Source organism: Blautia sp. Sow4_E7, from assembly GCF_052116245.1.
Taxonomy (GTDB): Bacteria; Bacillota; Clostridia; order Lachnospirales; family Lachnospiraceae; genus Blautia_A.
Map to the genome: position 1 here is coordinate 34244 of NZ_JBQKLL010000019.1, position 22911 is coordinate 57154.

The following is a 22911-nucleotide window of genomic DNA, read 5'->3' on the forward strand; positions in this document are numbered from 1 at the left end:
TCCGCAAACAGCAATTATAAATTCATAATACACTTCGTATACTGTGGAGTCAATTAAAATTAACGTGTTAAATGCCCCGCCGGGGAAATGGTGAAGCTTCCCATCGACGAGGCATTTAAAACCTTATATTGAACTGGTTCACGTGTCTTTCTCTTCCTTTAAGACTACCGGATTATGTTTGAAACAAGCTCTATGTTATTATTTTAATGTAATCGTGTTATCCTTCAGATTATATCCGATCACATCATCCCAGTTTCTCCGAAGGGCAATCTCTGCCGCTTGTAGCAAACATGTCATACTGGTTCAGAAGCTCTACGGCTTCTTCTGTAGTTGCCGCGCGGTCCAGAATCAAACGGATCACAAGCGTAGTTCCGATCACCGGCTTGCCTGTATTCTGGTGAACCGGTTCGCTGTCCAAAGTAAGGACTGCAATTGATACCCCTTTTTCATTCATGCCATCCAGGCAGATAAATGGTGCTGTTAATGTGGCAAGCTTTTTCTTCATACTCGCATCCGGAGTATTTGCTGAGATATTATCCAATGCTGCAAAAGCCACGGATTTGTAACCACCCTTCGGTTCACAGTAAACCAGCATTGCGGAAGTATCCCGTTTGAAATCATAGTTTCTTCCCATCAGCACATTTCCGTCTGCTTCCTGCAGGGTAAAAGCACTGCAGCCAAAGTCCGGTGCTTTAATATGTACTGTTTTGTACAATTTGGATGAAACAAAGCGGTTGTTCTTTGTAACACAGATGGTCATAGCGCCGTTTATGCTGGAATTACTGTTGCCGTTGGCGTGAATGCGCAGGTATGCGTCTGCTTTGGCTTTGTTGGCTGCTTTGGCGCGCTGAATGCAGCTTAGAGGATTTTTACTGTTTGTTCGGGTCATAACCACTTTGCACCCCTGCTTTTTCAGCGCCGTGGAAAGCTGTTTCGCCACTTTTAAAGTCAGCTGATACTCAGCAACACCTGTTGCGATACCTTCTGTGCCGGAAGTATCCTTCGCTTTCATTTCACTGGAACCTGGTCCCAGCGGTTCATAGCCGCCGGCTACCACACCGGTGTGTCCTGGATCCAGTACTACTACCGGAGTCCAAATTCCCTTGCTGTTTATTTTTCTGCCCTGAATTGTGGTGTTTACTCGCATTTTTCCTGTTTTTTTCGAAAAATAACGATAATGATCGCGTATATGCTGCCAGCCAGTGCACATGACGCCTTTCGAATTGAAATAGTACCAGACACCATCAATCTGTTGAAAACCGGTTAGTTTCCTGCCGTTACGGTAACAATAACGCTTACCGCCTTTCTTTTTCCAGGTTACAGAAGACTATAGCGGAGCGGTAGTTACTCTAGTTTTGTCCGAAGGTGTAGTTCCCTCTTGTGAATTAGTCTCTGCCTGTGCAGTGACAATTGCCAGCTGTTCCACCTCCGGACAGGAAATCCCCAAAACTCCTGCCAGAATCATTCCTGTAAATAATCTTTTTAAATTTCTCTTTCCCATTTTCTCTCCCTTTTTGTACCTGTTTTGTATAAATGACTGAAATCATGCGCAAAGAAAGCGCACTTCCCCTACCCCATAGAAATTCTTTTTTTGAATCTATGCGGCAGTTCTGTTTCTCATCTTTTTTTCTGATATTTATATAGATTGTGGCCTATCGCCACGAGTAAAACTTCCAGTTTGACTGAATGAATACCTCTTCGGACAATTCTCTTGTACCAACGGTCGTTTTTCATAATTCCGAAAGTGCCTTCTGCTTGTATCGAACGGTTCATTCGTAATAACGCACCGTGGATACTTTCTAGGTTTTCGATTACTTCCTGATGCATGGAAGTTAATTCCTGATTGATCCGAACGGTTCGATTCTTATCTGTCTTCTTACATTTCTCTGCATATGGACATCCACTACAGTCTTCGCATTCATACAATTCTTCCTTACGTCCGTATTGATTTCCCCTCACATTTTTTCTGTATAAAAAATGGAATGCTTTATCGTTAGGACATCTCATGACACCTTGCTCATCAATTCTGAAGTTAACTGCACGAAATGGATCTTCATGATATTTCTCATCCTTAGTTTCCTTTTTAAACATTGGAAATTTCATATACTTTTCAATTCCGTTCTGTTCACAGAAAATATAATTGTTGTATGAGCCATATCCAGCATCTGCCACAGGATATTTGGGATAGAATCCATAAGTTTGTTTGAAGTGCTCCATCAAAGGAACGAAACAATCCATATCCGAACGATAATGGTTTACGTCAACAACTGCAATATATTCATCTGCTACACCAATCTGTACATTATATGCTGGCAGAAGCTGATCATTGCCCATGTAATCCGTTTTGATACGCATAAAGGTAGCTGAGTTATCTGTTTTAGAGTAACTGTTTCGATTAGGATCACAGATTTCAATTTTTTGTATGTATTCTTGAAGTTTCTGACAGAAAGTAGTCAAGTGTTCATAATGACGCTGTTCTTTGGATTTTCGCTTTCCACTTCCGTAAACAAATGTACTTGTATCCAGTTCCCATAAAAGTACTAGCTGCTCAACGATTTCATTCAGATAATCCGGTACATACTCCGGATTTGTTGTGATCTGCACCCCGCTCCATGCGATTTCTGCATTAATCTCCTCAATCTCCGCAGTGATTTTTTCGTAAAGCTTGTAACGGAACTTTTCGGTAGCCTTCTTCCATACCCAGGTATACTTGTTTGCATTTGCTTCAAACTTGGAGCCGTCGATGTAGAGATGTTGCAGATCTACATGCTCATCGTTAAAGATAGCATGATTGATGTCGTTAAAAATGTTTTCGATCTTATCTTGAAGTATTTCATTGATGAAATATCCAAAGGTTCTGTATGACGGAGTCTGGTGATCCATGAGATACATGAACCTGATATTAACTTTGCAGTTGTCTTCCAGTTCTCTCAGAGAGCAGTAGCCGCTAGTCATAAATCCGAAAAGTACTGTTTTTAACATGTTGACTGGATTATATCTGAGTCGTCCGGTTGTGTACTCCGGAATATCCGTCAGATACTTGTTTAAATCGATTCCTCCCATCAATCTGTCAAATGTTAAAACAGGATCCAGCAGATCCAAACAATCTGAAAGAAACAGTGGTAAATATCCTTGTTTTGAATTACAATAATTATTGTGTAAAGTTTTCATCGCAAGTTAATTTTACCACAAAAATAGGACCTTTCGCATGAACGAATGGTCCTATTTCTTTTAGGGACTTATTTCACATCCCCTATTTTTACAGAAAAAATCAAATTCTCTTTAACTCATAGCTTCTGGTACCAAGCCCAATCTTTTCGCCATGATCCAGAGTAGCTTCCCACTCAACATTTGGATTGGAATCCATGAAATGATTGTGGTGGTGATGCCAGTCTGGCTTGGCAAGGTTGTCGCCAAGCTGACTGTTGCGGATCGGTGTCTGGGCAAGACAGGCATCTACACAGGCCTGGTCAAGGGCAATGGGATCAAAACTTGCGAACATTCCTACATCCGGAAGGATTGGAGCATCGTTTTCAACGTGGCAGTCACAGTTAGGGCTGATATCCTGAACCAGGGCAATGTGGAAACAAGGACGTCCATGACAGACAGCCTGTGCATATTCTGTCATTTTACGGCAGAGCAGTTCGTTGGAATTGCTGTGAGGATTATGGATGGCATCGAAACTGCAGGCACCGATACAGCGGCCGCAGCCTTTACATTTATCATAATCGATAACTGCTTTTTTCTCAGGATATGTAATGGCATCACTGCCGCATTCCTTGGCGCAGCGCTTGCAGCCACGGCACAGTTCTTCGTTGATAACCGGCTTTCCGCTGGCGTGCTGGGCCATTTTTCCTGCACGGCTTCCGCAGCCCATTCCGATATTCTTGATAGCACCGCCGAAACCAGTTGTTTCGTGTCCCTTGAAGTGGGTAAGGCTGATAAAGATATCAGCGTCCATGACAGCGCGTCCAATCTTTGCAGTCTGGCAATATTCTCCATTTACAACAGGCACTTCTATATCATCGGTTCCTCGAAGCCCGTCACCTATAATGATCTGGCATCCGGTAGTAACGGTATTAAAGCCGTTAAGATTGGCACAATCCATATGTTCAAGGGCATTTTTGCGGCTTCCTGGATAAAGGGTGTTGCAGTCTGTGAGAAATGGCATTCCGCCCTGTTCCCTGCATAGATCTGCCACAACTTTCGCATAGTTGGGACGCAGGAAAGCCAGGTTGCCAAGTTCTCCAAAATGCATCTTAATGGCAACAAATTTTCCATTCATATCAATGTCATGGATGCCTGCTGCAATACATAATTTTTTCAGCTTATCCAGCTGACTTGTTCCGACTTTACAGCGAAAGTCAGTAAAATAAACAGTTGATTTTTCCATAATGTCCTCCATTCTTGTTGTTTGTTATGAAAGTCCTAGAGCGTGCCCCCGAATGCTTTCTGCAAGATGAAGCACACCCTAATACAGAAACAAATAAAAAATGTCCTGTCAGGCAGTGTCAACGCACCACCTGTAACAGGACATTTTTCCACAAACATACTCTCAATCAGGATATCTTTTCCACCAAACTGTGCAAAATCATGAAAACTATACCATGTAGCCTTTGCATATACCTCACACAATTAAAGTCTCTCTATCTCCTGCACCCCTGAGCCATACAGCTCCTCAATCTGCTCCTTCGTCGCAAGATCCTCATGAAACGCAGTGGCACTTCCCGCCGCAGAACCCAGACGGAAAGCAGTTTCCGGATTCTTCTCCTTTTCATATCCAGCCAGGAACCCAGCCACCATAGAATCCCCTGCACCAACAGAGTTTTTCAAGGTACCTCTAAAAGCCGGAAGCTTATAAGCATTTTTATCACGGTCAACCAGAATTGCCCCATCACCGCCCATGGAAATAAGCACATTTTCCGCTCCCTCATCCTGAAGCCTCTGTGCATACTCCACCGTTTCTGCGTCACTTTCAATGGTTACACCAAACAGGTCTGCCAGCTCCTGACGATTAGGCTTGATCAGAAATGGATGATAGCAAAGCGTTTTCCGAAGAAGATTTCCCGTAGCATCTACTACTGCGTGAATCCCCTTCCCAGCTATTTTTTCCAAAATCTTCTCATAAATATCATTAGGAAGAGAGCCTGGAATACTTCCTGCCAGCACCAGGTAATCATCCTCTTTCATCTGCTCAATCCTGGAAAAAAGCCGCTCCACCTCTTCACTGTCAATCTCCGGCCCTTTGGCATTAATCTCCGTCTCCTGTGCACCCTTCAGCTTCACATTGATCCTGGAAAAACCTTTTTTCACCGTAATAAAATCTGTACAGATTCCCAGCTTCTTCAGTTCCTCATCAATTACACTACCGGTAAATCCCGCCACAAAGCCAAGAGCCGTATTTTCCACGCCAAGAGCACACAGCACTCTGGAAACATTAATCCCCTTCCCGCCATAGAAAATATCTTCACTCTGTGAACGGTTGGTTTCTCCGATTTCCAGCGGCTTATCCATTCGCATGATATAATCCAGCGCCGGATTGAATGTAACAGTATAAATCATAGGAGCCTCCTTATTCTACTCCGAAATGCTCAAAGAGAATCTTCTCTGCTTCCGGATTCCACAATCCCTGATGAGCAGCACAGGAATCAGCCAGTTTCTTAAAGAATGGGTCTGTTTTTCCAAGCTCTGCGAAATCGTCAATAGCTGTCATCGGCATACTGATCTGTGTATATGCCAGCTTCTTTCCGCCTTTGATGTGAGGCAGATTCAGGGTAGTCTCTGCAACACTGTCAAGACCTCCCACATGAGTAATCATAACAGACGGATCAAGAGTGCCCTCTGCAGCCAATTTATTTGCTTCGATCAGGTCATCATTATTTCCGCCTGTAGTTCCCATAATATGAGTACTTGTGTAATGGCAGTCATAAAGATTGATCATAGCGCTGAACTTCTTGTCGGTAGGGCCAGAGAAGAAGTTCATGCAGCCATCAAAAGCCATAAGACGGTTTCCAAGCTCGCATACAGCCGGTACCGGAACAAAAACAAATACATCATCATATCCGTGGCCTTCTGTAATGTTCATCAGCTTTTCATATTCATCATTATCTTTGGCAGTATTTACGTAATGAAGTTCCACACCATGCTCTGCAGCATATTTTTCTGTAATAACAGTACGTGCACGCTGGATCTTCGCCTCATCAATATCCGTTACCACGATTCTCTTCGGGTGATACTCGCAGATAATCCCATAAGCAACAGCACCCAGTCCCATAGGGCCGCAGCCACCAAGAATCAGGATATTTCCACCCTTTTTCGTTCCCATTTCATGGTTGTAATTCTGCTTGTTTGTGTGATAGCAGGCATGATAGCCACCAATGATACAGCTCATTGGCTCTCCAAGGGAAGCCTTGTAAAAGCTGTCCCCGTTAAACGGCATCAGTGCCCCAAGCTCCATTGTCTCGTGAGGGAAAATACAGTAGGTGGTATCTCCGCCGTAATATTCATAAGAATAGCCCGGAGATGCCAGACTGCCTTTATAATTCAGTGCAGGCTGCTGTGCAAAACGCATTCCGGGTTTAAACTGATCTTTCCATTTCTCGCCAACCTCTACGATCACGCCTGCAAATTCATGACCTACAATAACCGGATTGGTGTCAATATTCTGCGGTGCTCTCTTATGGCTCTTTCCCTGTTCCACCAATTTATACGTAGACATACAAATACTGTCACTATAAATTTTTGCCAAGATCTCATCATCCTTAATTGGCGGAAGCTCAAACTCTTCCAGTCTTAAGTCTCTGGTTCCGTACATTCTTACTGCCTTCGCTTTCATAATAACAAAACTCCTTTCAAATCTCAAGTCTGCCTGATATATGTATCCCCCCGGTTGTCTGCCGGGGGACCAGATTTCACTATTTTTCTGTTTTAAAGTAACCCTTGGAACAAAGCTTTTATCAACCGTTCAGGTCTGCATACATCTCTGTAAATTTGTTGATCATCTCGTCTTTGTGCTCTGCAAGATAGTCATAGTCAATATCTACAAGACCAAGTGTATCGCTGTCCGGAAGACCTTTCAGATCACAGTTTCCGTTGGAACCACGGCCTGCTGAAACCTCTGCTCTTGCATCCTGGAACTCTGCGGAAGAAAGAAGATCCATCATAGCCTGCGCTGCTTCAAGGTTTGGAGCTGTCTTAACGATTGCAGCACCACCAGCCATTGCTGTATTGCCTTCTTTCATGTATACGCACTCAATAGGTGCACCGTCGTTGATCATAGCGACAACGCTGGACTCATAGGAAAGACCTGCCACGTACTCGCCGTTGCTTACAAGGTTAAATACATCCTTGGAAGAAGTTGTGGAGAAGGTCTGCGGAATCAGCTCTTTAATGTAATCCCAGCCTTTCTCATCGTCAAAGCTGTCACCCATTGTTGCCAGTACAGTCTGCAGCTGACGATATCCAGAGGAAGAAGCATCCGGTGCTGCGATAATGATCTTGCCTTCCAGTTCCGGCTGAAGGAGGTCTTCATAGCCTTCAATCTTAATTCCAAGCTCATCTCTTAACTCTGGGTTTACTGCCAGGCACATTACCTGAACATCATAGAAGGTGTAATATCCAGCTGCGTCATGGTAATCCTGCTCTTCATCACAGGCAGCTGTATATGGCTGGAGAATATCATGATAGCTGTCACCATCTGCCGCAAACAAACCTCCGATTACAACATCTGCATCTGTAGACTCATCACTTCTGATCTTTGTTGCCAGAGTTCCGATGGAGTCTGCCTGGATCTCAAGACTGCAGTCCGGATAATACTTGGACCACAGATCCTGTAATACCTGCTGCTGTGTCTCTTCCATTGTAGTATAAACAGTCAGCTTTCCAGTTACCTTATCCGCCTCTCTTACATAATAAGGACGGTCACCCTCTGCCTCTGCTGCTACCGGTACGCATACGGTAGATGCCATCATAGCTGCTGCCATTGTTGCGGATAAAACCTTCGTCATTGTCCTTCTCTTCATAATCTTTTCCTTCTTTCTTATATAGTTTTTATTCAAACGGATATTCACCATCCGTTTCATTACCTGTTACAGAGCCATATCCTCTGATTTGGAAATCTTCAGATATACGATCAGGCAAATTACAGTAAGCACTGTGGTCACAGTTGCAAATACTGCTGCAACTCCATAAATTCCGGATGTGATGCAGGTGTACGTACCAACTGTCAAAGTGATAGTGGAGTTGTTGTACAGGATCACTCCTGAGGACATCTCTGTAATGATAGACACGAAGCTTAAAATTGCTCCTGACAGGATACCACTTGACATCATTGGAATTGTAATTTTTGTAAATGCAGACACCTTCGGTGCTCCAAGGCTAAGTGCAGCCTCCTCAACACTGATCGGAATCTTCATCATAGCTGCCGTTGCGGAACGGCTGGTAAAAGGCATTCGCCGGATAGCCAACGCAATGATCATGATTGCCAGAGTTCCAGTCATGGAAAATGGTTTCCTGGAAAATGCGATGATCAGTGAAATACCAATTACAGCACCTGGCATAATGTACGGCATCATAGAAACTGTATCAATGGCATTGTTCGCAAAATTGTTCTTTCTGACTACCAGGTAGGAAATCAGGACTGCGATCACAAGGATGATTGCCAGTGCCGCAAAGCTTACGATCAAGGTATTTCCCATTGCACGGAACAGGTTCTTGTCTATTGCCTTCTTGTAGTTTTCCAGAGAGTAGCCAGGTTTCAGAATACTGTTTGTGTAGTTTCTGAAAGACATATTGATGATGTATACCTGCGGAAGTAATGCAAGTGCCAGTGTTACATAACAGAATACATTCATCAGAACTCCGGAAGCACCTTTTGTTTCCTTGGGGTGAATGGAGTGAAGTGCATTGATGGTAAATTTAAAGTGGTTGGATGCTACCTTCTGTATAATGAAGATAACTGCCGTTACCAAAACTGCGATGATACTGATTGCTGCTGCAAAATGGAAATCAGATCCATTCTCACCAAGGTACTCATTGTAGATCAGGACCGGGAATGTGGTGTAGCCTCGGCCAATGAGGACCGGAGTACCGAAATCTGCAAAGGATCTCATAAATACCAGTAATGCAGCTGCCAGAATGGTTGGCATTGTCAGTCCCATGATAACTCTTTTAAAACGCTCCACACCTTTGCAGCCCATGCTTTCTGCTGCCTCCAGCAGGGTATTGTCAATGTCACGGAAGGCTCCGTTCATGTAAATGACAACCAGTGGAAAAAGCTTTAATACCTGTACAAAAACGATTCCTCCAAATCCATAAATGGAAACGCCCTTGATTCCGATCAGCTTCAGTGCCTGTGTGATCAGTCCGGAATTTCCCATCAGAAGGATCCAGGCATAAGCACCGATAAACGGAGCTGACATGGTACATAACAGGCAAAGCACGAAAATGATCTTTTTCCCTTTCAGCTTATAAAATGTATAAAAATAAGAGAAGGGAATTCCGATCAGCAAGCTGAAAACGGTTACACAGATTCCGATCATGGTGCTGTGTCCAATGGTTCCATAATAATGCTTTTTACTGAAAAATTCTGCGAATCCATCCAGTGAGAACGCTCCGTCTTTTACAAAAGCTTCTTTTAATAATCCTCCGATAGGATATACCAGAAAGACCAGAAAGATCAGAGCCAGTACACAGGTAACGATGGTCCAGAAATCAACTCTCCTTTTTTCCTTCATGCGCTCATCTCCCCTCACTGTTTTTCAGGGAAAGCGCTTACGGAATTCTTCACACCTTCCATAAGAGAATCGGTTGTTTCTTTGTCAAACACGTTAATCTTTTTTTCCTTCACGGTAAGAAGAACCTTGCTTCCTGCTTTGATCTGAGAATCCATATCAGACTCTTCCATAGCCTCTACCGTTTCCCCGTTTTCCATTTTCAGGAAATAATGCGTGTTGGAGCCGAGGAATACATGATCCTGTACCGTTGCAATGATCCCCTGTCCTCGTTTCGTATCGGAATATGGCTCAAGGACAAATTCCTCAGGTCTTACAGAAACGGTTACCGGTCTGTTTTTCCGCTCTTTTTTCAGAATGGCTGGTACCTCCACCTGATAGCCTCCTGGAAACTCCAGCAGACAGACACCCTCTTTCATCAGAAGCCTGCCTTCCATTACATTAGATTTTCCAATAAAGGTTGCTACGAAAAGATTTGCAGGTCTTAAATAAATGTTCTTCGGCTCGCCACAATGCTGGATTACCCCTTTATTCATAACTGCGATCCTGTCAGAAACTGCCATTGCCTCTTCCTGGTCATGTGTAACGTATACGGTTGTGATTCCTACATCCTTCTGGATGTTTTTGATGACCGTTCTCATTTCCACTCTCAGCTTTGCATCCAGATTGGAAAGAGGCTCATCCATCAGAAGCACTTCCGGTTTAATTACAAGAGCTCTTGCCAGTGCAACTCGCTGCTGCTGTCCACCGGAAAGACGTTCCGGCATTCTGTCTGCGTACTGGTCAACATGAACCAGCTTCAGGAATTTATCTGCTTCTTTGCTTCTCTGTTCCTTTGGAACATTTTTGTATTTCAGGCCAAATTCTACATTTTTTCTTACGGTCATATTTGGGAAGATCGCATAGTTCTGAAATACCATTCCGATATCTCTTTTTCCCGGTTCCATATCGTTAATGATCCTGTCATTAAATTTGAAATAGCCTCCCTCAACAGTGTTAAAACCTGCGATCATTCTTAACAGTGTGGTTTTTCCGCATCCGGAAGGTCCAAGTAAGGTAAAAAATTCGCCATTTTTTACGGATACTGATAAATCCGGGATTACGGTAGTGTCACCATATTTCTTTACAGCGTGCTCTATATTAATTGCTACACTCATTTTCACTGTTCTCCTTTCCTCTGATATTGTTTTCTCTTCATCTGTTGAACCTATCATAGCTATTTTTCATGCCTGAAAAAACCGAAAATATCAAACGGTTAGTAAAAATATCAAACATTTTTACAAGTTAAAACGGTAGTAATTGTATTTTTGCACAATTACTACCGTTTAGATTTAGGTGTTATTCTCATTTTTTCTGTTATCATGCAGCCGAAATCGAAATTCTTTTGGTGAATATCCCACATACTTCTTAAACACTGTATTAAAATACTTGTATTCCCCGATTCCGCATTTCCAGGCGATTTCCTGGATATCTTCCTCATCCTTCTGCAGCATTTCTATGGCTTTCTGTACCCGGTAACGGTTGAGATACTCGATAAAGGTTGTCCCCATCTTTTTCTTAAACTTATTGTTGAGGAAGGTTTCACTATAATTCATTTCTTCCACAATATCACCCAAAGTTACCTTTTCTGAAAAATGCTGCTGGATATACTGGAGCATCTTTCCTACAATCTCATCCTCCTGCTGCTCCTTTGTCAATGCCTCTATGATCTGCAAGCTGCCAAGGGAGCCCTTCTCCTGTTCATTCACCGCCAGATGACGGAGATTTTTACATCTTTCAATGGCAAGCTCCACATTTTCCTTAAGCTCTTCTCTCTTCAAGGGTTTCAGCAGATAGCCCACAACACCGTAGGTAATGGCCTTCTGTGCATACTCAAACTCAGCATAGCCTGACAGGATAATAGCCGTATACTGATACTGCTTCCAGGTTTTTTCAAGCATTTCAAGCCCTGTCATAACGGGCATATTGATATCCACAATTACAATGTCCGGCCTCAGCTTCTCAATCTGTTTAATTCCTTCCACACCGTTTCGTGCCTCACCAACTGCCATACAGTCCATTTCCTCCCATTTGACTGTATACAATAGTCCTTTGCGGATAATATCTTCATCTTCTACTATCAATATTTTATACATTTTTTCTGTCCTTCTCATTGATGTGAATCACAGTTACTACTTCAAACCCAGTTCCAGGCCGGTTATGAATGTGAATGCCGCTGTCCTGTCCGTATCTCAGATACAAACGCCTGGAAATATTTCGCAATCCAATAGAGGTAGAGGTATTGTCATGTTCCTTCAGCTGTTTTTTCAAAAGTGCGGCGCTCTCCTCATCCATTCCGTATCCGTCATCTCTTGTGCGGATTACCAGCCTGTCTCCATCCATTCTCGCCGTGATCCAGATGTGGATATTCATTTTGTTCTTGAAACCGTATTTGATACTGTTTTCAATAAATGGCTGCAAAAGAAGGCGGGTTACAATTACATTTTCGCATTCTGGCTGAATATCAATGTCACATTTCAATCTATCGCCAAAACGAGTGTATTGAATATCCAGATATTTATTAATATACACCATGTCTTCAGCCAGAGTTATTTCGTTTTTTTCTTTATTTACGCAGTAGCGCAGAACATCAGTAAGACGCTCGATTAGCTGCTCGGCCTTCTCCCCGTCCCAAAGCACCAGCGTCCTTATGATTTCCAGGGTATTGTAAAGAAAATGCGGGTTCATCTGCTCCGTAAGCTGCTGAAGCTCAATCAAAGAATTCAGCTTTACCAGCTCCACGTTTTTTTCATTCAATTCATCAATGGCGTCCAGCATTCGGTTAATCTGCATTCCAACCTCTGCGAATTCGTTTTCCTCCTCAATCTCCACACGATGCTTGGGGTCTTCTTTTCGGATAATGCGGATCTCACTTACCAGCTGATTAATGGACTGGGAATTTTTCTCTGCCATTACCTTTGACATTTTTCTTGCAATAAAATACCATACCACTCCCATAATAAATACGATTCCAAGCATCAGAGGAACGGTCTTACTTTTCGGATAATCTACAAGGGAATAGATAATAACGTTTCTGCTCTCTATTTTCTGAGATACCACCCAATAACGTTCTGTATCATTCCAGACAACGCCATTTTCATCTCCATAAAACTTACTGGCATATTTTACAAAACCTCGTTTGCTGGCATACATGACGTTGTTTCGCAGATCTGTGATAATGCCATCATTGCTTTTCTCGGACATATAGTAGTTCCAGTTACTTCCGGAAAGAACCAGTGTAATATACCCGATTACCTCATTGTCTTTGCTCAGAGGCTTCACATATAGAGTATCTTCGTATTTATCAATATCAAAATAAACACCTCTGTATACTTGATTTCCGGTTTTCTGAGCCCTGAAACACACTGCATAAATGTAGTTTACAAAGTAGGAAGAAAGAGTTTCATCCGTATAGGAAGATGAAATCAGATTCTGTTTTGTGTCTGTTATCATGTAGTTATTTTTTACAAGGCAATTTCGGTTAAAATGGGTGAATTTCCGGTTAAAAAGATCCTCGTTGTTCTTGGTTCTGTCCTCCAAAAGTGCAATTCCGGCTTCCATTACCTGCTCGTCCTCAAGAAATTCTGTGTTTCCATCATCAATCTGCAGAAATGTGTCCCGTAATACCTTCAGATGGCGTCTGGCATTGATTTCATTTGACATATACGTGATCCCCCACTGACCCGCCAGGGTCATCACGCAGCTTATCAGAAGCATAACTATGATCTGCTTCAGGGTAAGGCTCTCCAATTCCTTCTGAAAGCTGGAAGATACTGCTTTCTCTCTGTTCTTTTTTTTGCCTGTCCACTTCATCGTTTATCATCCCTTTTGTATTGCTTTCCAGTTTATGATACCATCTTTTTTTCCAAAATCCAAATTGTTTATTTTTACTTTTCCACTTGTCTCATCTGGGAAAGAGGGTATAATAGAATTAACTATTCTTTATAAATTCCACAACATCCTCCTTCAAGAACAACCACTTTCCCGCAATCCGATGTCCTGTAATAATATCATTATGTACAAGACGTAATGCAGTATTTTTTCCAATCTGAAGGACACTCTGTAATTCAGCCAATGTCAATGTATCAGGAATATTATCTAACATTTTCATCACCTCACATAATCTATGACAATTATAAAAATGTTTTAGCTGTCCAGTTGATTTCAGCTTATGAAGGTTTAACTTGGTTTATATTGGCATTGTTCAATGGCGTTTTCCCAACATTACCCGGTTCCGTGTTTTTCAATTCCTTCTTATATTTATAGTAACTGCCTTTTGAGATTCCAATGAGCTTTATACACTCTGCATCTCCCAAAGATCCACCAAAATCCCGGCTGTACTTTTGTATCAACTGCTTCGATTTTACAGATTTCTTAGTAACAAGCTTCTTTCCGGGAAGCTGCCCGATTTGTTTTCCATGAAGCCGCGCGGTCTGGATTCCTTCACGTGTTCTTTGGTGCAAATCTGCAACCTCTTTCTCTGCCTGTTCAAATGCGAGCTGGATCTGTCGCCTTGCAAGATTGAGCATATAACGGTTAAGTGCGCCGAATATACCAGCCAGTAATTCTTCTGATGCTTGATCGCCTGTTTTAAAATTTACAGATAACTGGTTTTCCATTGCCTGTTGATAGGTACTGGTATTTATATGCGGCTCTTTTAAAAATACCAATGACACTCCACGCTTATATAATTCTTCATACATTCCGTACCCCTCCTGTGCAGTACGGCTCATACGAGATACCGAATCAAAGACCAGCGTATCACCAGAAGAAACAACTTTGATCAGTTTTTCAAATTCTTTCCGTCCCTGTATTTTCGTTCCTGTGTATGTTTCTTTTACAATAACCGCATCTGGATATGCCAGCTTAATATTTCTGATCTGCCGCTCCATTGACTGCTTGAATGTAGAAATTCTGCAATACCCATAGACTTTCATTTTATCATTTCCTTTCTATAGACAAAATTAGGGCAGAACCCTCTACCGATTCTGCCCTCACATATTTCTGATTATATTTAGTTCCTACCAATATTTCTCCACGTAAGCTTTTGCCTCATCTTCTGACAAAGCAAATTCTTTTACAACATTCTTAATCGTATCTGATTTACTGATTTTAAAAGTTTTACAAGTTCTAATATTAGCCTGGATTCCTTCCTGGATTCCCTCCTGGAGGCCTTCGATTCTTCCTTCCTGTCTGCCGCGCTGAACGCCCTCGTTTACCAATTCCTCTAATGCACCACACATATAAATCTGCCCTCCTTTTTTCTCTGATTGCAAAGCATGGTTAATCAGGCTCTGGGATTCTGTGATTGCTCCAATCACGACTCCGAGTTCTGCCGGGATTGCCTTTTCTTTATACACAGTATTGATCTTCTGAAAATCCTTTTCATAAATGGAACGGCTTACATCAAATACCGTGTCCACATCCTGATTATGGAACCGCAGTGATCCGCTTTTCCTTAACTGAAGTAGGTTCATTTTATAATCGGATACCAATGGTTTCAGTTTCTCTGGGATTTCCAGCATATCTGCCAGACAGAACGGGCCGTCCCATTCTTTTTCCCCATAATATACGCACAGGCTTATCACTGGATGAAGCCTGTCTGTCCTCTTTAAGTTGGAAAGGAATTCGTCAGAAGACTCAAACCCTTTCTCAGCCTTGTTCCTGGCTGCAATTTCGTTGTACTCCTTCAGATATGAAAAGGAATCCCCGATCATATGCCGTAAAGGCATTGCATAGTGAATTTTACTCTGGTTCTCCAGCCCCCAGATTACAAAATCCACTCCATAGGCTGTTTTCTTCACCACATCCAGGACTTTCTGAACCGTCTCTGCATGATTGTTAAAGTTCACCATGGAGGAAACATCTGTATCTACTTCCATGAGATCAGCAGGGTTCAGTACCTGTTCTCCATCAAATAACGCTGCATTAAATAAATCTGCGAAATGATCATTATCCCGCCAAAATGTCTTTAGTATGGTATCCGGTTTTATGTTGTTTTTCTCAGCGGTTTTCGACACCTCCTATATCCGTTTCTTCTATACTTAATATATCATAATCCATACGGTATTTCCACGAAAAGAAATTACCTAAATCTGAAAATTTTTTAAACCTCAGTACTACATCTGTATCAAAACTGACGTTGTAAAAAAAAGTATCAAAAGTAACCCATTCCACTAGCTTTGCCACGGTATATACCATTCCAGATCTGACGGTCGTTAGATTTGATACCTTTTTGATCTTACATTCCTGGCTGGTGATCCCGGTCATCCGAAAATCACCAGCCAGAAACTCACTTGTAACACTATGCCGCTAGCATTTCGATCTGGTCTGATTTCAGATCGTAGTGATAAATATGTCTGGTAAGCACATCCTCTTCCGGGGTTGCTTCTTCTATTGTCTCTTCCAGAATTGTTTTCAAATTTTCAGGCTCCACACTTTCCTCATCATGGAGCATCACCTCATGAACACTTGTAAATGCCAGATACAAGCCTTCTGCCCCAAGCTTATGACAGAATGTCCTTGCAACCCCCGGGTAAAAGATTGCCACTGCACCATTTGTTTTTAATCTGGTGCTCATACAGTTTCCTACCGCGTCTTTTTCCGGAATATAATCAGAAGCATAAATATCTTCTCCCTCATAAGCTGGATTTTGAACCAGTTTCAATACTTCACATACTCTTCGCTTAGCTTAATTCACTTTATTTTATTCCATATTCTTTCATCAGTTTTTCACGATATCCAGGATCGTCCAACGCAAGCTGCAAGTCAGCCATTCTGTCAGCTTCCAAAAGCTTCTTGGTTAATGATGCCATTCTATCACTTCCTTCTATTCTTCCTTCTATTCTTCCTTCACTTTTTCCAGCTTTTAATCCATCATCGTACAACATCTGACCTAATCTCGTCATCGCCACAACCTCCTTTATCTCTTCCAAATCACTTCCATGCAAAAACTTATCCGCCAATGTATATAATATCGCCACGGTCTTTTCTGCGGTTACTCTGGTATCCTGTTTTGCAAGTAATATAGCTGTTTTTATTGTATCTTTCCTGCCTTGTCCGCTGCTCATCAATGGTGTTAAGGACAGCTTCATATGCATGGAATCTTCTCAGATCATCTTCCCCGGAATCCGTGGTCTGAAACTCCACATGGATATAAAAATCTTTTGTCGTCAGAAACGTAAAGTCCATAAACATGGAATGAATGGTTAATTCCACAAGCTCTGTAGGTCCGATATCCACATAGTCGTAATCGATTCCCAGCATCTTCAGTATCTGATCACGAAAATACCGAAAACCCATTTTCATAATTTTATATCTTTTAGCAAGAACATTAGTTTTATAACAAAACAGCCCAAATTTATATATCGCATACAATCATACGCACTATCTAATAATAATATTGACTTATATTTTTATCATAGTTCAATATAATACGGACAGATATCCTCATACTCCCCATTTTTCAGCCTGAATCCCCCTGGGATCACGCCTAGCTGGTGAAATCCAACTCTCTCATAGAGATGTCTTGCATGAACATTGCTCGCCACAACTGCGTTAAACTGCAGTACACGGAAACCATGCACTTTTCCCTGGGCTACGCAATCTTTTACCAGCTTTTCTCCAATATGAAGTCCGCGGCTACCGCGAGATACGGCGTAGCTGGCGTTGCAGATGTGTCCGCAGCGGCCTACATTGTTCGGGTGAAGAATATATAATCCCAGGACCTGTCCGTTCTCTTTGTTCTCTGCTACCGCCGTATAAGTCTGCGCTGCAAAAAACTCCGCGCCGGTTTTCTCATCCAGACATTCTTCCTGCGGAAATGCCACACCATCTTCCACAATCTCATTCCAGATGCGGATCATGGCTAGAATATCTTTTTCTGCATATTTTCGTACGATAATTTTGTTTTCCATAATGGCTCTCCTCAATTTCACTTTATCGTTTCATTTGTTGTTACTGAGGGTGCTTTAATTAAAAAGGCACTATCATTTTGCAAAAATTATATGCAAAAGCACGCAAAAAAACAATCGTATTTTTTTACAATTGTTTTTTTGATTGATTTCAATTATTATTTGTCCACAATAATTATGCACAAAAATACAGCTGAAAGATATTACTTCAGCTGTATCTATAAGTATTCGTGCTCCCTGATCCTTTTTTAATTATTTCATCACGGCAGATCATTTCCTGCAGCCAGATATATCTCGTACCACTCTTTTTTGCTCAACCTAACTTCAGTTGCTTTTGCTGCTTCACGGACACGAATCGATTTTGTAGTGCCGATTACAGCCTGAGTTGCTCCAGGGTAGCGAAGAATCCAGGCAAGAGCAACAGCCATAGGAGTGACCACCTTTTCAGAAGCAATTCTATTGAGCACAGTGTTCAATTCCCGATAATTATCAGATCCAAGAAAAGTTCCCTGAAAATATCCATACTGAAGGGAAGACCACGCCTGAACCGGGATTTTTTTCATACGGCAGTATTCCAGTACTCCACCGCCATCCCGCATGATTCCCTTATCACACTGCATATCCATGTGAAAACCAGCGTCAAAAACCTGGGTAACGGCACAGCTAAGCTGAATCTGGTTTGCACAAATTGGGAACTGTATTTCCCTGCTTAGCATTTCCATCGTCATAGGCGTCATGTTGCTAACCCCAAAATTCCGTACTTTTCCAGCTTTATAAAGGCGGTCAAAAGCCTCTGCAATTTCATCTGGTTCCATAAGCGCATCTGGTCTATGAAGAAGCAGACTATCCAGATGATCTGTGTGAAGTCTGGACAAAATTCCATCTACAGCCTCCAGAATATAATCTCTGGAAAAATCGAAATAGGTAAAATCCGGATCACAACGGATTCCGCATTTTGACTGAATAAAAAATTCAGTACGCAAAGAAGGATTCTCTGTAAACACTTTTCCTATCACTTCTTCTGATTTTCCGCCACCATAAATGTCTGCGAGATCCAGAAAATTAATCCCCTCTTCAAGGCCAGTCTCAATCAAATCCAAGACCTCACCAGTGGACATCTCTGAAATCCTCATCAATCCCATAACAATTTCAGATACCTTATCTTTATCTTTTCCAAATTCAATATACTGCATACAATTTTCTCCTCTTATGCCAAACAGCTTATTATCCAGAAATCGCAATATTACATCTTATTTTGCAGAAAGCCTTTTTCAAACACGCTCTAGTTTATCACACTGTTAATAGCCTTGCAAGATTCCGCTTTTTCGCCATTAAAAAGTTTTTCAATTTTTTCAATTTCATTTGTTGCAGTACAAAACAAAGAGCCGGATCACTCCGACTCTTTGCTCGTTTCAACATATAAAATTTTACCGCCGCTTATTTCTCCAGCATATAATCCTTAATCACATCATGGTCTCTCAGTACCTTCTCGACTAAGGTTCCCTTGATTGCTTTCAGCAGAGGTTTTTTCACCAGGTTCAACGGGCCAGGAAGCTCGATTTCAAGTGGTGAACGGCCATCCATAAGTTTTACGCTGGCATCAAGGAGTTCTCGTACGTCGTAAACACTTCCCCATACTTCCGGAACACCACGGTCTACGCCCATAAGTCCGTATACAGCTTCCATTGCGGTACGAACAGAATATTCTGTGGTAAAGATAGTATCTCTTGGAGTCTCAGCGAACTGTCCAAGGAATGCGAAGTTCACGCAGCCATCCGGGATAACATCCGGTCTGTCGCCTTTTGCTCTTGGCATGAAGAATGCAGTGATGTATGGCATCATGGTCGGTACGCAGACTGCGCTGTTTTCAGCCAGATCCTCGATCTGATCAGCCGGTACACCCATGTGGTACAGCCACTCTTCGGTAATTTCCTTACCGGTACACTCTTTCATCGGTTTCTTTACATAATCGCCAGGTACATCTGTGAAAAGACCATATACCCATACGCAAACCTTATCTTTGTCCTGATCCTTGAACTGACCCTGACGATTGATGGTCCAGCTTAACAGCCAACTGGAATCCTGACAGCTTACAATACCGCCGGTAACAACCTTGCCGCTCTTTGGATCTCTCTTGCAGATATTTGTAATATAAGGAATGATCTTGTTATCCAGTGTGGTAACAGTTGCAGACTCCCAGTTTGTCTTTGCAATATCAGAGCAGAATTTCTCCGGATGTCCGAAGGACGGATCCTGTTTTGCAATATTTTTCCAAAGGCTCCAGCAGCCGCTTGTACGAACCTCAGCATCTCCGTTTGGAGCATGGTTCTGGTCACCGTAGATAGTTCCCTCTGTACAGCTTCCGTTGGTAACAAATACGTAATCGTTCTCAGTAAGAAGAATTCCCTTCTCAACACCCTTTACCTTGCACTCAATGGCTGTTGCCACTTTTTTGCCATCGTGGATATCAAAGATTACATTGGTAACCTCTGTGTTGAACTGGAAATCAACACCTGCATCCTCCAGATATTTCTGCATTGGAAGGATCAGGGATTCATACTGGTTGTATTTGGTGAATTTCAGGGCGCTGAAATCCGGAAGTCCGCCGATATGGTGGATGAAACGCTGGATGTAAAGCTTCATCTCCAGTGCGCTGTGCCAGTTTTCAAATGCGAACATGGTTCTCCAGTATAACCAGAATGTGGAATTCAGAACCTCGTCATCGAATACATCCTCGATGGTCTTGTCATAAAGATCCTCATCCTTTGTAAAGAACAGCTTCATGATCTCCATGCAGCCCTTCTGGCTCAGGTTGAATTTGCCATCTGTGTGGGCATCCTTGCCCTGATTTACAGTGGCGCGGCAAAGGGAGTAGTTCGGGTCGTGCTTGTTCAGCCAGTAGTATTCATCCAGTACAGATGCACCTGGTTTCTCCAGAGATGGAATGCTGTGGAAAAGATCCCAGAGACATTCGAAGTGGTTCTCCATCTCACGGCCGCCTCGCATTACGTATCCTCTCATCGGATCAAAAATACCGTCGCATGCGCCGCCTGCAATGTCCATTGCTTCCAGAATATGGATGTGGTCACCAGGCATCTGTGCGTCTCTTACCAGGAAGCAGGCTGCTGCCAGGGAAGCAAGTCCGCTTCCTACCAGATATGCGTGCTTGTCATCTACGCCTTCCGGTTTCTCCGGGCGGGCGAATGCTTCGTAGTTACCGTTTGTATAATAAATGCCCTTGCTGTTTTTCTCGTTTTTACCACGCTCTGTATTGCGGTAATTCGGGTCTACGTGTGCTTCTGTGATCCGTTTCTCCTCACGGCTTTTATTTGCCAGAACTGCTGCTCCTGCACCTGCTGCGGCAAGTGCTGCCATACCTAATACGGAATGTTTCTTCTTTGACATAAAAATTTCCACCTTTCTGAAATTTGCCGTTGCATTATTTCCGGCTGTCTGTGTTTATTCTTGTTTTAACTTTTCGAATCAGCTTCTAAGCTCTCTCAGGTTTGTTTCCTGACCTTCAGATAAAAAGCTTTTATTTGACTGATTCGAAATTCTGCTGCCTTTTATTTAGTATTTCCTGTTTCTGAGTGTATTCTACGTCAAAAAATAATTTTCCTCAATTTACAAAACAAGACGGATGACAAAAAACTTATCATCCGCCTTACTTTGTAAAGTTTATTATTTTTCTTTCTCCATATTCCGCAGTGAATTTCCAATATTTCCATGCATGGTCACGCAGATCATATTCGCGATTTCTTCCGGTGCTTCCTTCATTCCCCGCTTGATCCAGTCCAGCATCACGCCAACGAAGCTGTATTTGTAAAAATCTGCAATAAATTTCTTCTGCTCTTCTGTAACCATCAGATTCTCGCTCTGCTCTTCCACAACGCCCTCAATCAATTGGTACGTCAGACTGTACAGATAATTTTCCACCTGTTCCCTGCCCACGGAACGATACACATTCAAAATAAACGGTTTATTTTCCAGAACAGCTTCAAATATCTGTTCAATTCCTTCCTGCCAGGTATCATAAGTCTTCTTTCCCTGCAGGGCTCTGGAAGCATCCTCAATGCAAGCCCATTCAACCAGATCATAAATATCTTTGAAATGATAGTAAAATGCCATCCGGCTGATCCCGCAGTCTGTAGTCAGATCACTGATGGTAATCTTGTCCAGAGGCTTCTGAAGGAGAAATTTCTTCAGGGATTCTTCCAGGGCGTTTTTTGTGATATTGTTCATTCAGATGTACTCCTCCTGATTTCAATACAGTGCGAAGCGCACTGTTGTAAAAGTCATACGTTATCATCTTTATGGCTTCGCCAAGTACAGGACTCCACTGCCATACTTTACAAGATAATAACACAATGCTACAATAAGTTCCAGTTGATAATAAATTTACTTAAAAAAAATACAATTACTGTTCACAGGTAATATTCCGCGAGGTGTTTTTTGTGAGCAAAGCTCACAGAAAACCCGAGAACCTCGGCGCGAAATCATGCGCAAGCATGATTTCTGTGCATTGCGAAGCCTGTTGCTGAATTGGAATAAGCAATACCACATTATAAAGGAGACCACTATGGAATTAAAACTCGAAAACGGACGCCCCGCAGATACCACAGGAAGACTGGAAAAAGAGATCCGTACTTATGATTTTCTAGATGAACTTCAGGTACCTTACCAGAGAATCGACCATGAAGCTCTCATGACCATCGAAGCCTGCCAGGATGTAGATAAATTACTTGGCGCCATGATCTGCAAAAACCTTTTCCTCTGCAACCGCCAGGAAACCAACTTTTACCTTCTGCTCCTGCCAGGGGACAAGAAATTTAAGACAAAAGAAGTATCCTCCCAGCTTGGTGTCGCCAGACTTTCTTTCGGAAATGAAACTTATATGGAAAAGTTCCTTGATATCACCCCAGGCTCTGTGAGCGTGCTTGGCCTTATGAATGACAAGGAAAATCATGTGCAGCTGCTTATGGACGAAGACCTTTTAAAAGAGCCTTACATCGGCTGTCACCCCTGCATCAACACTTCCAGTCTGAAAATCGATATGAAAGACATGATGGAAAAAATTATCCCAGCTATGAAACACGAGCCGATTTTTGTGAAGCTGGGACAGGAAGAATAAAATTTTATATGACAAATGCCCTGATACGTGAAGCAAATGGATTACTTTCACAGCAACCATATTAAGCTTCCAAATCAGGGCTTTTTTTAATAAAAGT

General features: G+C 42.3%; 21 protein-coding genes and 2 pseudogenes. 1 reads left to right on the forward strand and 22 read right to left on the reverse strand.

The genetic code is table 11. The features are described 5' to 3' along the window. Window positions 1-244 precede the first annotated feature (244 nt). From ACTQ50_RS11695 to ACTQ50_RS11800, 22 genes and pseudogenes are all read right to left on the reverse strand, one after another. The gene (locus tag ACTQ50_RS11695) at window positions 245-1147 is read right to left on the reverse strand and encodes an N-acetylmuramoyl-L-alanine amidase (protein ID WP_441484355.1); all 903 of its coding nucleotides are present in this window, start codon (window positions 1145-1147) and stop codon (window positions 245-247) included. Further along, window positions 1145-1264: pseudogene (locus ACTQ50_RS11700) on the reverse strand (N-acetylmuramoyl-L-alanine amidase); the annotation flags it as partial. The pseudogene ACTQ50_RS11700 and the gene ACTQ50_RS11695, both read right to left, overlap by 3 nt. 63 nt (window positions 1265-1327) lie before the next feature. Continuing rightward, window positions 1328-1501 (reverse strand): hypothetical protein, encoded by a 174-nt coding sequence (locus ACTQ50_RS11705; RefSeq protein ID WP_441484356.1) that lies wholly within the window; start codon window positions 1499-1501, stop codon window positions 1328-1330. A gap of 96 nt (window positions 1502-1597) precedes the next feature. Further along, window positions 1598-3171 (reverse strand): annotated as a pseudogene (locus ACTQ50_RS11710) (IS1182 family transposase). 100 nt (window positions 3172-3271) lie between these two features. Next, window positions 3272-4393: a DUF362 domain-containing protein gene (locus ACTQ50_RS11715; protein WP_441484357.1), complete on the reverse strand. Its 1122-nt coding sequence runs from the start codon at window positions 4391-4393 to the stop codon at window positions 3272-3274. A gap of 242 nt (window positions 4394-4635) precedes the next feature. Then, window positions 4636-5562 carry a 1-phosphofructokinase gene (gene pfkB / locus ACTQ50_RS11720; RefSeq protein WP_178732687.1) on the reverse strand — a complete coding sequence of 309 codons (927 nt, stop codon included), beginning with the start codon at window positions 5560-5562 and terminating at the stop codon, window positions 4636-4638. Between the two features lie 10 nt (window positions 5563-5572). Further along, entirely contained in the window at window positions 5573-6835 is a 1263-nt protein-coding gene (locus ACTQ50_RS11725) for a zinc-binding dehydrogenase (protein WP_178732689.1), read from the reverse strand. A 121-nt stretch (window positions 6836-6956) separates the two neighbouring features. Then, the gene (locus tag ACTQ50_RS11730) at window positions 6957-8021 is read right to left on the reverse strand and encodes an extracellular solute-binding protein (protein WP_441484358.1); all 1065 of its coding nucleotides are present in this window, start codon (window positions 8019-8021) and stop codon (window positions 6957-6959) included. A 66-nt stretch (window positions 8022-8087) separates the two neighbouring features. Next, a complete protein-coding gene (locus ACTQ50_RS11735; protein ID WP_441484359.1) occupies window positions 8088-9734 on the reverse strand; it encodes an ABC transporter permease in 1647 nt (548 codons plus the stop codon). A gap of 14 nt (window positions 9735-9748) precedes the next feature. Then, window positions 9749-10888 (reverse strand): ABC transporter ATP-binding protein, encoded by a 1140-nt coding sequence (locus tag ACTQ50_RS11740; protein ID WP_441484360.1) that lies wholly within the window; start codon window positions 10886-10888, stop codon window positions 9749-9751. Between the two features lie 174 nt (window positions 10889-11062). After that, the gene (locus ACTQ50_RS11745) at window positions 11063-11866 is read right to left on the reverse strand and encodes a response regulator transcription factor (RefSeq protein ID WP_441484361.1); all 804 of its coding nucleotides are present in this window, start codon (window positions 11864-11866) and stop codon (window positions 11063-11065) included. Then, a complete protein-coding gene (locus tag ACTQ50_RS11750) occupies window positions 11859-13583 on the reverse strand; it encodes a sensor histidine kinase (protein WP_441484362.1) in 1725 nt (574 codons plus the stop codon). Before ACTQ50_RS11750 ends, ACTQ50_RS11745 begins: the two co-directional genes overlap by 8 nt. Window positions 13584-13701: 118 nt before the next feature. Beyond that, window positions 13702-13875, reverse strand: coding sequence for a helix-turn-helix domain-containing protein (locus ACTQ50_RS11755; protein WP_441484363.1), 174 nt, complete (start codon window positions 13873-13875; stop codon window positions 13702-13704). Window positions 13876-13939: 64 nt separating this feature from the next. Continuing rightward, window positions 13940-14707 (reverse strand): recombinase family protein, encoded by a 768-nt coding sequence (locus ACTQ50_RS11760; protein ID WP_441484364.1) that lies wholly within the window; start codon window positions 14705-14707, stop codon window positions 13940-13942. Between the two features lie 84 nt (window positions 14708-14791). Beyond that, window positions 14792-15790 (reverse strand): Rpn family recombination-promoting nuclease/putative transposase, encoded by a 999-nt coding sequence (locus ACTQ50_RS11765; RefSeq protein WP_441484365.1) that lies wholly within the window; start codon window positions 15788-15790, stop codon window positions 14792-14794. A gap of 284 nt (window positions 15791-16074) precedes the next feature. After that, window positions 16075-16437 (reverse strand): DUF5688 family protein, encoded by a 363-nt coding sequence (locus ACTQ50_RS11770; RefSeq protein WP_441484366.1) that lies wholly within the window; start codon window positions 16435-16437, stop codon window positions 16075-16077. Between the two features lie 34 nt (window positions 16438-16471). After that, window positions 16472-16705: a hypothetical protein gene (locus ACTQ50_RS11775; RefSeq protein WP_441484367.1), complete on the reverse strand. Its 234-nt coding sequence runs from the start codon at window positions 16703-16705 to the stop codon at window positions 16472-16474. Between the two features lie 19 nt (window positions 16706-16724). Then, window positions 16725-17078, reverse strand: a complete 354-nt coding sequence (locus ACTQ50_RS11780) for a hypothetical protein (protein ID WP_441484368.1) — start codon at window positions 17076-17078, stop codon at window positions 16725-16727. 110 nt (window positions 17079-17188) lie between these two features. Beyond that, on the reverse strand, window positions 17189-17686 hold the full coding sequence (locus ACTQ50_RS11785; protein ID WP_441484369.1) for a GNAT family N-acetyltransferase: 498 nt from the start codon (window positions 17684-17686) through the stop codon (window positions 17189-17191). A gap of 257 nt (window positions 17687-17943) precedes the next feature. Next, window positions 17944-18876: an aldo/keto reductase gene (locus tag ACTQ50_RS11790; protein ID WP_441484370.1), complete on the reverse strand. Its 933-nt coding sequence runs from the start codon at window positions 18874-18876 to the stop codon at window positions 17944-17946. Window positions 18877-19120: 244 nt separating this feature from the next. Beyond that, window positions 19121-21088 carry an oleate hydratase gene (locus ACTQ50_RS11795; RefSeq protein WP_441484371.1) on the reverse strand — a complete coding sequence of 656 codons (1968 nt, stop codon included), beginning with the start codon at window positions 21086-21088 and terminating at the stop codon, window positions 19121-19123. Between the two features lie 276 nt (window positions 21089-21364). Beyond that, entirely contained in the window at window positions 21365-21925 is a 561-nt protein-coding gene (locus tag ACTQ50_RS11800; protein ID WP_441484372.1) for a TetR/AcrR family transcriptional regulator, read from the reverse strand. A gap of 337 nt (window positions 21926-22262) precedes the next feature. Between ACTQ50_RS11800 and ACTQ50_RS11805 the strand changes: the two genes are divergently transcribed. Next, on the forward strand, window positions 22263-22814 hold the full coding sequence (locus ACTQ50_RS11805; protein ID WP_441484373.1) for a prolyl-tRNA synthetase associated domain-containing protein: 552 nt from the start codon (window positions 22263-22265) through the stop codon (window positions 22812-22814). Window positions 22815-22911 lie beyond the last annotated feature (97 nt).